Annotated in this window: 9 protein-coding genes and 1 tRNA gene; 6 read left to right on the top strand and 4 right to left on the bottom strand. The window is 69.0% G+C overall.

The genetic code is table 11. The features are described 5' to 3' along the window. From GRC12_RS35220 to GRC12_RS35195, 6 genes are all read left to right on the top strand, one after another. Positions 1-255: acyltransferase family protein (locus GRC12_RS35220; protein ID WP_208784037.1), on the top strand; the 255-nt coding region annotated here is incomplete at its 5' end. Positions 256-528: 273 nt separating this feature from the next. Continuing rightward, entirely contained in the window at positions 529-852 is a 324-nt protein-coding gene (locus GRC12_RS35215; RefSeq protein WP_208784035.1) for a hypothetical protein, read from the top strand. Further along, positions 852-2,285, top strand: coding sequence for a WXG100 family type VII secretion target (locus GRC12_RS35210; RefSeq protein WP_208784033.1), 1,434 nt, complete (start codon positions 852-854; stop codon positions 2,283-2,285). Before GRC12_RS35215 ends, GRC12_RS35210 begins: the two co-directional genes overlap by 1 nt. Positions 2,286-2,304: 19 nt before the next feature. Continuing rightward, the gene (locus GRC12_RS35205; RefSeq protein WP_208784032.1) at positions 2,305-2,907 is read left to right on the top strand and encodes a hypothetical protein; all 603 of its coding nucleotides are present in this window, start codon (positions 2,305-2,307) and stop codon (positions 2,905-2,907) included. Between the two features lie 3 nt (positions 2,908-2,910). After that, on the top strand, positions 2,911-3,504 hold the full coding sequence (locus tag GRC12_RS35200; protein WP_208784031.1) for a hypothetical protein: 594 nt from the start codon (positions 2,911-2,913) through the stop codon (positions 3,502-3,504). A 107-nt stretch (positions 3,505-3,611) separates the two neighbouring features. After that, a complete protein-coding gene (locus GRC12_RS35195) occupies positions 3,612-4,034 on the top strand; it encodes a peptidoglycan-binding domain-containing protein (protein ID WP_208784030.1) in 423 nt (140 codons plus the stop codon). Between the two features lie 115 nt (positions 4,035-4,149). On the opposite strand, the gene GRC12_RS35190 is transcribed toward GRC12_RS35195, so the two are convergent. From GRC12_RS35190 to GRC12_RS35175, 4 genes are all read right to left on the bottom strand, one after another. Beyond that, positions 4,150-4,222: transfer RNA gene (locus tag GRC12_RS35190), tRNA-Lys, on the bottom strand. Between the two features lie 98 nt (positions 4,223-4,320). Further along, positions 4,321-5,880, bottom strand: coding sequence for an amino acid permease (locus tag GRC12_RS35185; RefSeq protein ID WP_208784029.1), 1,560 nt, complete (start codon positions 5,878-5,880; stop codon positions 4,321-4,323). 57 nt (positions 5,881-5,937) lie between these two features. Next, positions 5,938-9,048: an FG-GAP repeat domain-containing protein gene (locus GRC12_RS35180; RefSeq protein WP_208784028.1), complete on the bottom strand. Its 3,111-nt coding sequence runs from the start codon at positions 9,046-9,048 to the stop codon at positions 5,938-5,940. 216 nt (positions 9,049-9,264) lie between these two features. Next, positions 9,265-11,376: a DEAD/DEAH box helicase gene (locus tag GRC12_RS35175; RefSeq protein WP_208784026.1), complete on the bottom strand. Its 2,112-nt coding sequence runs from the start codon at positions 11,374-11,376 to the stop codon at positions 9,265-9,267. Positions 11,377-11,569: the final 193 nt, after the last annotated feature.

Here is an 11,569-nt window from a genome sequence, read left to right as displayed (position 1 = left end):
CGCCCGATCCGGGCCCTCGGCGACTTCTCCTACAGCCTCTACCTGATCCACCTCCCGATCGTGATGGTGGTGATCCGAAAGCTCGCCCCCCACGTCGTCCCGTCGGGCGTCCCCACCTTCCTCCTCACCCTCGCCCTGAGCGTCCCCCTCTCCCTCCTGACGGCCTGGCTCTTCGCCCGCTACTTCGAAAACCCGTTCAAGAGAACACGCTCCTGGAAGGCGATGCTCCGCACGAGCAGCAGAAGGGCCGCGTGACGGAGGGGACTTGATAGCCGACCCGTGCAGTGGCCAACTGGTGCGCTCAGGGATCTCCCGGCTACCGTGATCGCTGCCCTCCTCAACATCACACGCCTCACCAGGAGCCCGCCGTGACCTGCTGGACGATCCGCTGGGCAGGCACGGAAACCGCGGGCGGAGACCTGCCCGACGGCAGCTTCGGGACCACCCAGGATGTTGTCGTGCAGGGAGATCCAGTCCGTCAACAGGTGAGTGATGCGTCGGCCGGGTGTCTCGGCCGTGGGAGGTGACATGGGCGACAGGACCCGCATCGACGATCTCGACGTACTCAAGAGCGTTTCCAGGGGGATCACGAAGATCGTCGAAGAGCTGGAACGGCTCGACGACAAGGACAAGCAAGGCTGGAGCCGAGAGGTCATCGGCCATGAGGAACTCACCGACCGGCTCGACGACTTCGCGAACAACTGGGACTACAAGCGCGGGAAGCTCGAAGGAGAGCTGAACAAGCTCGCTGGGATCACGAAGGCCGCGGCCAGGGCATACGAGCAGATGGACACCGACCTCGCCAACGCGGTCCGCAAGCAGGAGAAGCAGCCCCAGAAGCAAGGTGGATGATGTCCCGACCGAAGGACTGGTCGCCAGTCGAGCTGGACTCCGACCCGGTGTCCGGTGACCCCGAGGCCGTGGCGAAGCTGGGACGGCGGTTCCGCTCGGTGGCGGAGACCATCAGGAAGCAGACGGGAAACATCGAGGCCCTGTGCGGCGTCGACGGCTGGCAGAGCGACGCGGCCGACGAGTTTCGCAAGGCGGCGGACGGGGCCGTCGGACGGCTGAAGAAGGTCCTGGACCGCTTCGAGACGGCTGCCGACCTTCTGGGCGAGCAGACGGACCTGCCGGACGAGAAGTACGCCTCGGTCCTGGCTTCCTCCCAACAGGCGGCGGACAAAGCCCGCAACGACGCCGAACGTGACCGCGAAGAGCGTGACCGACTCGAAAAGTCGCTCGCTGCTCTGGACAAGTCCGCGGAGGACTACGAGCAGAAGAAACACGATCTGGCCACGAAGCGGGACGAGGCCGACGGACGTATCGCGGACGCCGTCAAGCGGGTGCACGCTGCCAAGAATGCTCGCAACCGGGCCGGGGAGAAGGCGGCACGTGCCCTGGAAGCGCTCATCGATCACGACAAGCTCAAGGACTCCACCTGGGAGAACGTGAAGGGCGCGCTCAAGAATATCGCCGACATCGCCGGCTGGGTGGCGACGGCCTGCGCCCTCGCCTCGCTGCTGGTGGGCTGGATCCCGGTGATCGGCTGGGCGCTGGCCGGTGTGCTTGACGCGATCGCTCTGCTGGCCACGGTGGTGTCTCTCGCCTGCCACCTGGTACTGGTCTTCTCGGGAGACGCGAGCATCGCCGACCTGGTCCTGGACGGAGTGGCGCTGCTCACGCTCGGGCTGGGGCGGGCGGCGCTGAGCGCGGGCAAGGCGGCCGCCGCGGGCGTTCGGGGCGTACAGACCGCGAGCCGCTCGGCCCGTGCTGACTTCCTCGCCGCCAACTCGCTGACCGGTAGATCGGCGAAAGCCGCCAACACCTTGAAGGGCAAGGCCACCAAAGTCGCCAACCAGGCTGCCGAAGAAGCCTCGAGGAGGCTGGCGGGTGACCTGCCCGGCGCCTTCGGAAAGCTCCGGGAGTTCCAGCATGTCCTGAATCCCAAAGTTGTCTCCAGGGACACGGTGGACGCGGTGAAGGGGCTCAAGGACTTCAAGGATGTCGGGAAACTGTTCGGCAGGGATGCCTGGAGGGGGGCCCGGCCCTTCGGCAATCCGGAGTGGGTCGAGTCCAGCAAGGCTCTCGAAGAGGTCCCGATCCTCGGCAAGTTCGAAAGCATGGGCGGCGTGAAGTTCACCGACTATGTGCGCTCCGCCGGACAGAGGTGGCTCGGTTACACCGTCGCGGCCACCGTCGTCGACGGCAACGACAAGCTCCACGGCCTCACGGAATGGAACAATCCGTACAACCAGTGGAAGACCGCTTGGACAGTGGGATCGTGACGGCCAGAAGGAATTCCGAGTGAGCGACGACGTGGCGTGGCAGTGTCTGATCTCCGAGCCCGACGGCTGCATCAGACTTCCTGTCGGTGAGGGCACGGAGTTCGGGCCGTGGTCCAAGCAAGCTGCCCGCAACCACCTTGGTGCTGATGCCCCACGGAGCGAGCTGCGCGCACTGGCATCGACGTTGGAGCGCGTGGCGGCCACGGCCGAACTGGGCGACCCCACCTTCGCCTACGCCTATGTGATCGACGCCGCCAAGGCGTTGACCGCCGTCTACGAGGTCCACGACTACGACGGCGACGGATACCGCTCCCTGGATCGCCTCCCGGATCTCCTGGCCGACGTTCTGCCCTCGTCCCCCGAGCGCCGCAGCGTGAGCGAGGTGAACCTGCCGGCCGGTCCGGGCGTGCGCGTCCAGGAACTCCTCTCCGTCGAGACCGGATCGCTCTTCAGGAAGAGGACCATGATGGAGACGGTCACCTACGCGGTGCTTCCACCACAGGTCGACAACATCCTTGTCTTCCGCATGTCGTGGACGAACCTCGTCTTCGGCGAAGCCCTGCTGGAGCTGTCGCGGACGCTGGCCGAGTCGCTGGAGCTCGCCGAGATCAAGGAAGGCTGAGAAGTGCCGGACACCGTCGCCGACGACCTCACAGACGGAGAAATCGTCCCGCCGAGTGACTACGGCCTCGTCGTCCCGGACGGCTGGTTCAGGATTCCGCTCGAACCCGCCGACTGGAAGGGTCCCATTCGAGCGCTTGCCGATCGGGTCTTCGACGGCCAGGACGACGCCGTACTGCTCAAGAGGGAATTCACCAAGGCTGTGCGCGCTCGCGCGGAGGAGGGTTACGACAACGGCGGCGTGGAGCTCTACATCTCGACCGCCACCGTCGGCCCGGTTCCCCTGTCCTCCTCCCTCCTCGTCACCGTCGCCCCAGCCGGTGAGGACGCCCGGCTCAAGGCAACGGGCCGGTCGCAGCAGGTCGCCGATGTCCTGCTCCCCTTCGCCGGGCCGGCGACCGTGCGACGCACTCGCAGGATTCCGGACACCGACGACTCGACCGGCAACCGACTGCCCGTGACCGTCGTCGACTACGCGGTGGCCGTGCCGAACACCCAGGCCGTCCTGCTGCTCACGTTCTCGACGTCCTTGGACATGTTCGCCGACGCCATGGTCGATCTGTTCGAAGCAGTCGCCAAGTCACTGCACTGGAAGTGACCGTCCAGCCCTCCGGAGGAAGCCGTCGGCCGGCCCACCCGAGATGCAACACCTGAGGCAGGAGCGCAGGATGAGAAGTGGGCTCACCCTCCCTGGAGGTGATGAGGATGCGACGCGCACTCGGCGCCGCTGCGGCCCTCCTGCTCCCGATCGCCCTCTTCGCAGGCCCGGCCGCCGCAGCACCCCATGAGAAGTCACCCGCAGCGGCCACCCCGGCGGCTGCCCACACTGTGTCCCGGCCAGGAACCGTCCTGGCTCAGGGACCGGACGACGTGTGCAACGACTCCATCAGCCGGCCCCTTCTCCACCTGGGTTCCTCGGGGCCGGCCGTCGCTCAGCTGCAGTGCTATCTGAACAACGCCATCGATGCCGGTATCGACGAGGACGGCAGTTTCGGCCGCGTCACCCAGACCACGGTCATGGACTTCCAGCAGTGCGCCGACATCACGGTCGACGGCCGTGTCGGAGCACAGACGTGGTCGTTCCTCACCCTCTGGGCCAATTCACCGGACGCGCCCTTCTCGTGCTGACCCGGGGATCGATCATCCGGTCGGCAGGCGACCACATACGGCGGCGCCCCGGACGACCGAAGTCGACCGGGGCACCGCGTCGCAGGTCAGGAGGGTTTCCTGGTGACCTGTTCGGTAGGCCCTGTGGGACTCGAACCCACAACCAATGGATTAAAAGTCCACTGCTCTGCCAATTGAGCTAAGGGCCCCGGCGATGTTGCCTCCACGAGCATAGCCGGACGTGGCCGTGTCTCCGATCGGGTATCGGTGACACGGCCGCGTCGGGCGGGTGGACATGCCGGGAGTGTTACGGATCAACCTTTTCGGGGGCGGCCGAGCGGGCCGCCTCGCGGGCCCGGGTGCGGGCGTGCTCGGGGTTGAGGAACCAGTGCCGGGCCGACGCCCCCCACCACGCCGCCGCGAAGCCGAGGACGACCAGGACGGCGACCGGGGCGTAGTTGAACGTCTCCCAGGTGACCGGCGAGACCTGCGGCAGCATGAAGAGGACCGTGATGACGACGACCCAGGCCACCGAGATCACGCCGATCGGCTGCGACCAGCGCCCCAGATGCCATGGCCCCCGCTCGAACGCCTCGCCCTTGCGCACCCGCAGCAATGTCGGCACGACGTACGCGATGTAGAGGCCGATCACGGCGATCGACGTCACCGCCGCGTACGCCGTGACGTTGATCAGGTACGGCAGGCCGAGGAGCAGCGCGCCGACCGCCGCCAGCCACACCGCCGCCACGGGGGTGCGGGTGCGCGGGCTGACGGTGTGCCAGACGCGGGAGAAGGGGAGCGCGCCGTCGCGCGAGAAGGCGTAGATCATGCGGCTGTTGGCCGTCACGGACGCCATCCCGCAGAACAGCTGGGCGCCGATCACGACCAGCAGCAGGAGCTTGCCGGCCGTCGCGCCGAGCGCGTCCAGCAGGATCTGGGCCGGCGGCGCGCCCGTCGGGGACGCCAGCTCCTTGTCGTACGACTGGATGGCGAAGGTGAAGCCGAGGAGCAGGACGAAGCCCGCGATCCACGACGTCCAGATCGACCGCACGATGCCCTTCGGGCCCGCCGTCGACGCGTCGTGGGTCTCCTCCGTCATATGGGCCGAGGCGTCGTAGCCGGTGAAGGTGTACTGGGCCATCAGCAGACCCAGCAGCACCACGTAGACCCCACTGCCCCAGCCCGTGTTGTTCACGAACTTGGTGAACACGAAGGACGCCGACTGGTGGTGGTCCGGTACGAAGGCCAGCGCGCCGACGATCACCCCGACGCCCAGCACGTGCCACCACACGCTGATGTCGTTGAGCAGGGCGACGATCTTCACGCCGAAGGTGTTCAGCAGGCCGTGCAGGAGCAGGATCCCGGCGAAGAGCAGGACCGTCCGGCCCGGTGTCACCTCGAAGTCGAACTGCAGGTTCAGATAGGCGCCGAGGAAGGACGCGGCGCCGAAGTCGATGCCGGCCGTCACCGCCACCTGCCCCAGCACGTTGAACCAGCCCGTGAACCACGCCCAGGCGGCGGCCGAGCGGGGCGGCGCGAGACGGTGGGCCCAGAAGTACAGGCCGGCGGAGGTCGGGTAGGCCGAACAGATCTCGGCCATGGACAACCCGACGAACAGGGTCATCAGACCCACCGCGACCCAGCCCCAGGTGATCACCGCGGGGCCGCCCGTGTTCATGCCGAACAGATACAGGGTGAGGCAGCCCGACAGGACCGAGATGATCGTGAAGGAGACCGCGTAGTTGGAGAACGCCGACATGCGGCGGGCCAGGACCTGCGTGTAACCGAGCTGGGCAAGCCGTTCTTCGTCGGACAGCCCCGAGAGGGACGGGCCCGACTGCCCGCTCGCTATGGCGTCATCTGTCATGCCCCCAGCGATTCCCTCGCCGGGGGTGTGACATGCACCACTCGCGTTACGGCATGGCTAAAAAATGCCCTTGTACGCCTTCCAGCCGGAGGTGATCTTCACCCGGGCGCCGAAGGATCCCCTCCCGTCACCGGCATTCCTGTATACGGTCCCCGCCGCGTCCCGCTCCACCAGATCCGCCTTGCCGTCACCGGTGATGTCACCGACGCCGACGATCGCGTTGTACGAGCCGCCCCAGTTCGCGAACAGCTTGGCCCGCGCACCGAACGTGCCGTTGCCCTTGCCGTAGTAGCGGTACAGGGTGTTCGCCCTGTCCTGCGCCAGCAGGTCCCCGATCCCGTCGCCGTTCAGGTCACCGGCGCCGACGACCTTCTTGTAGCCGCGCCAGTCACCGGACAGCTTCACGCGCGCGGACAGCTTGCCCGCGCCCGTGCCCTTGTAGAGGTACAGCGCGCCGGTCGAACCGTTGCGGGCGACCAGGTCGGGACGGCCGTCCTTGGTGAGGTCGCCGGGGAAGGTGAGGACGTCGTACTGGTTCCAGCCGCTCGTCCCGAGGGTCGTGTAGTGCGTCGACGGGGTGAGGGCGGAACCGCAGGCGGGCTTGAAGGCGCGCAGCGCGCCGCCGGGCGTGCGCACCAGGACCTCGTTGCAGCGGTCGTTGTCCAGGTCGCCGAACGGCACCGCGAGCGTCTTCACCGGCCAGCCGCTCCCGGAGACCTTCCCGGCGAAACCGCCCTGGCCGGTGCCCCGTTGGAAGGCCAGCGCGCCCGAGGAGTCGAGGGTCAGCAGGTCGCCGACACCGTCCGCGCCGACATGGTCGCGACGCACCGGTGATCCGGTCGCGATCCGCACCGAACCGGTCACCACAAGCGGCGCGCCCGCCCCGTCGGCGGGCGTCACGGACAACGTCCATGTGTACGCCCCGTTCGGCAGCGGCACGTCCCCCGGCATGCTGCGGTCCATGCCGAACCAGCCGACCGAGACCGTCCCGCGCTCCTCACGCCCGCTCTGAGCCGTGTCCACGACTTTCCCGGTCGCCTTCGACCGCACCGTCAGCCGCCACCCGGACACCGGCTTCGACAGCAGCAGCGTGGTGAGGGTGTCCGGAGTCGTGTCGACCGGCGCCGGGGCGACCGACGCCGCGTTCCGCGCGGGAGCCAGCAGCCGCAAGGGCTGCTGGGGCACCCCGGACGGCACGAGGTGGATACGGTGCTCGGCGTCCACGTAGGCCGCGTTCGCCCCGGACTCGTCGACGGTCCAGCGCACGTCCCGCTGCGAAACACCGGTGTCGGGCAGTTCCCCCATGATCCGCCCGGCCGGGTGCCCGTCGGCGACCGTGGTCAGCACCAGCTTCCCGGCCGCCTTGTCGTGCGTGACGACATACCCGTCGCCGAGCTTCGCCTCACCGGCCGGCACGGGTACGGACCTCCTCGCCGTACGGTCGTACACCGCGGCCGTCGTGCCACCGCAGTTCCAGTACAGGTAACGGCCGTTGGCCTGGAGTTCGCCGGGCGCGCAGCCCGCGGTGTCCAGGATGAGCGTCTCGACGGTCCGCTTCGTCGACAGGTCGTAGGCACTGACCTGTCCGGGCGTCGTGGAACTCGCCGTCCACAGCAGATCGCCCGAGAGGGCCGCGGCGCCCGGAGCGCGGGTGACCGCGGCCGCCGCGGAATCGCCGATCCTGTAGACGTACTGCTGAGTGTCGGTGGTGTAGAGGACGTACTCGCCGGACACGTCGGTGATCCGCCCGCCGACCGGGACGTCGTGCTCCCACAGGGAGTTGCCCGGACCGTCCGCGCGCAGCAGGTCGACGACCGCGTCGGCGTCACCGCCGGCGCCGCGCGCGAGCCACACGGTCCGGCCCGCGGCCGTACCGAACAGCTGGGAACAGCCGACGTCCTTCGCGGAACAGACACCCAGCAACACGTCCGTGCCGTCATAGTTCGAACGCGCGCCGTACGTGGGCGTGCCGCTCGCGGCGACGGTACGGCCGTAGGTGTCGCGGCCACCGGAGTAGCTCTCGTCCGCCTCCACCAGCCGCCCCTGATCCAGCGACAGCCCCTGGATCGCGACCGGCGGCTTCGGCAGCGGCTTGACCAGGCTGACGGTCGGCCTGCCGTCCGCACCGGCGACGAACCGCTGCACCCCCCAGTCGTCCGTGGCGGCCCCGGTACGGCCCACCGCGACCGCCGTGCCGTCGGAAACGGCCGAGACGCCGTAGCCCGAGGCGGTCAGCAAAGTCACCTGCGGGCCGCCCGCGATCGCCCTCGCGTACACCGCCGTACCGCCGCTGGGCCGGTGCACCAGCCAGTCACCCACGACCGCCAGGCCGTCCACCGAGTTGACCCCGCTCCCCGCGAGCGTGACCTCGACAGGGGGCGCCGAGAGGTCGGCGCGATCGAAGACCAGGACGTTCTCGTCGCTGGGGTTGAACAACACCACATGGCGGGTGGTGACCTGCGCCTTGAGATAGACCTTGGACCGCAGCGGGGTCATGTCCCGCACCTCGCCCGTGTGCCGGTCGACCATCACCGACAGGTACTGGCCGCCCTTCGAGCCGTGGAAGAGCAGCCCGTCCGCGTCCCCGCCCACCGGCATGCCCAGGTTCACCCCGGCCGGCACACCGGTCACCGGCACGTCCCGGGTGCCGCCGTCGGCGCCGGGAAGCAACAGATGCATCTCGCGCCGGCTCTGGCCGTTCTCGTCCGTGACGTTGCGGAAGGCGACCGCCAGGTCCCGGTAGCCGGTGAGCGCGCTCAGACCCGCCGGTCTCCGCAGGGTCCGGGTGGTCCCGTCCACCGCGTTCCACAACTGCACCCGGCCGTCCGGGAATCGGCTCACCGTGACGTCACCGCCGGACCCGCCGCTCACCACACCGTCACCCGGCAGGGGCACCGGCACAGACGTACCGTCCGCATACCGCGTCCACACCAGCCCGGCCCCCTCCAGCGTGTGGAAGACGCCCTGCGGGCCGGCCGCGTCGTGACCGCTGTACGTCGACGCGCTCCACAGCGTGCCCGAGGTGTACGTGCCGCGCAGGGGGGCCGGTACCACCGTCTCCCGCGCGGTGTCCGCGACAGCCGACGACGGCAGCAGCGGGCTCAGACAAGCCGCCACCACCGCCGAGGCGGCGACCAGACGCAGACGTGCGAAGCCATGACGAGTCAAGGAGACCCTCCCCGAAGAAGCGGCGAAGCGCACGCACCCGATGTCCGGTGCCCAGGCCCCCCGGCCGTCACATTCGCCTCACAAGTCCCTTGACCCTACAGGGAGTTCAGGGCCGGGTAAAAGCTTTTCCAACCCCACCGAGCAGAACGGAACACCAAAAACGCCGTGGCCCCCGTCGGTTTCGACGGGGGCCACGGCGTTCACAGCCGGTTGAGGTCAGCCGTTGCGCTTCCAGCGCGGCTTGTCGTCACGGCGGCCGAAGGAGCCGGTGCCGCGGTGGTCGTCACGGCGGCCGTACGGGCGGTCGTGGCCGCCGGTGCGGAAGCCCGGACGGTCGTCACGGCGGTCACGGTTGAAGGGACGGTCGCTGCCACGGTGACCGCCACGCTCGTCCCGGCGCTCGAAGGAACGGCCGGCCGGACGGTCGTCACGGCGGAATCCGCCACGGTCGTTGTCGCGACGCTCGAACCCACGGCCACCACGGTCGTCACGGCGGTCGAAGGAACGGCCACCCCGGTCGTCACGACGGTCGTCGCGGCGGAAGCCACCACGGTCGTTGTCCCGGCGCTCGAACCCACGCCCGCCACGGTCGTCACGACGCTCGAAGGAACGGCCACCACGGTCGTCACGGCGGTCATCACGACGGTCGTCGCGGCGGAAACCGCCACGGTCGTTGTCCCGGCGCTCGAACCCACGGCCACCACGGTCGTCACGACGCTCGAAGGAACGGCCACCCCGGTCATCACGGCGGTCATCACGGCGGTCGTCGCGGCGGAAACCGCCACGGTCGTTGTCCCGACGCTCACGACGCTCGTACGACGGCGCGGCCTCCGTACGCTCCACGTCCTGCGCGGCCGGCTGCTCGGGCACGGACACCTCGGCCGCCTCCACGGCAGCCTCGGCGACCGCGGCCTGCGCCTCGGCCACCGCCACCTGCGGGTCCTCCCCGCGCTCGCGGGCGACCCGGGCCACCAGCCGGTCGGCCTCCTCGCGCAACTCGCTCGCCCGGCGCTGCGCCCGCTCCAGCTGCTTGGTGAGGTGAGCGACCTCACGCTCGGCCTGCTGAGCCGCGTTGGCCGCGGACTCGGACTGGACCTCGGTCATCGAACGGGCGCCGGTGATCTCGGCGACCTCGGGCTCGAAGGCCGTACCGGAGTTGATGATGTGACGCCCGGCGTCCACGCCCGCGTCCTCCATCAGCCGGAAGATCTGCCGGCGCTGGTGCGGCAGGGACAGCGAGACGACCGTGCCGGTGCGGCCCGCACGGGCGGTACGGCCGGCGCGGTGCAGGTAGTCCTTGTGGTCACCGGCCGGATCGACGTTCAGGACGAGGTCGATACCGTCGACGTGGATGCCGCGGGCGGCGACATCGGTGGCGACGAGGACGTTGACGTACCCGTCCTTGAAGTCAGCCAGCGTCCGGGTCCGCGCGCCCTGCGTCATGCCGCCGTGCAGCGCGTCCGCCTTCACGCCCGCATCGCGCAACTGCTCCGCCACGCGGTCGGCGCCCAGCTGGGTGCGGACGAAGATGATGGTGCGGCCCTTGCGGGAGGCGATCGCGGCCGTGACCGGCGCCTTGTCCTTGGGCTTCACGATCAGGATGTGGTGCGACATCGTGGTGACGGCGCCCTGGGCGGCGTCGACCTCGTGGCTGACCGGGTTGTTCAGGTAGCGGTCGACGAGGGTCTTGATCTCGTTCTCCATGGTCGCGGAGAACAGCATCCGCTGACCGCCCGCCGGAACCTGGTCGAGCAGTTCCGTCACCTCGGGCAGGAAGCCCAGGTCGGACATCTGGTCGGCCTCGTCGAGAACGGCGATCTGCACGTCCTCCAGGGAGCAGGCACCGCGGTTGATGATGTCGCGCAGCCGGCCCGGCGTGGCGACGAGGATGTCGACGCCGCGCTCCAGGGCGTAGATCTGGTTGCCCATCGACGTACCGCCGCAGACGACCTTCATCTTCAGGCCGAGGACGTCGCCGTACGGCTGCAGGGCGTCCGCCACCTGCATGGCGAGCTCACGCGTCGGCGTGAGGATGACCGCGCGCGGCTTGTGCTTCTGGGTGTGACCGCCGGCCAGCGTGGCCAGGGTCGGCAGACCGAACGACAGCGTCTTGCCGGAGCCGGTACGGCCACGGCCGAGGATGTCCTTGCCCGCCAGCGCGTCCGGGATGGTCGCGGCCTGGATCGGGAAGGGGGTGGTCACGCCGTTCTGGGCGAGCTTGCGCACCACGCCCTCGGGGAGACCGAGGTCCGCGAAGGTGACCTCGACAGCGTCCTCGGTGCCCTCGTTCTCGGGCACGACGACGTGATCAGTACTGGAAATGGACATGCGTAAGCGAAACCTTCCGGAGTCTCGTCGGCACGCGCCCGTCAACTCCGTGATTTCGCAATACGACCGCCTCTATGCGGTCAGCCACGGCAAGGGAGAGAACGCGCCACGCGGCGCTCTCTGCAATGGCGCCGGGCAATGGGATCAAACGATCTACCACCATACGCACCCCCCACCCCCGAAGGCCTGTCTC

It is taken from the genome of Streptomyces griseorubiginosus, assembly GCF_017614965.1.
Taxonomy (GTDB): Bacteria; Actinomycetota; Actinomycetes; order Streptomycetales; family Streptomycetaceae; genus Streptomyces; species Streptomyces griseorubiginosus_B.
This window is presented reverse-complemented; position numbering and strand designations above follow the sequence as displayed.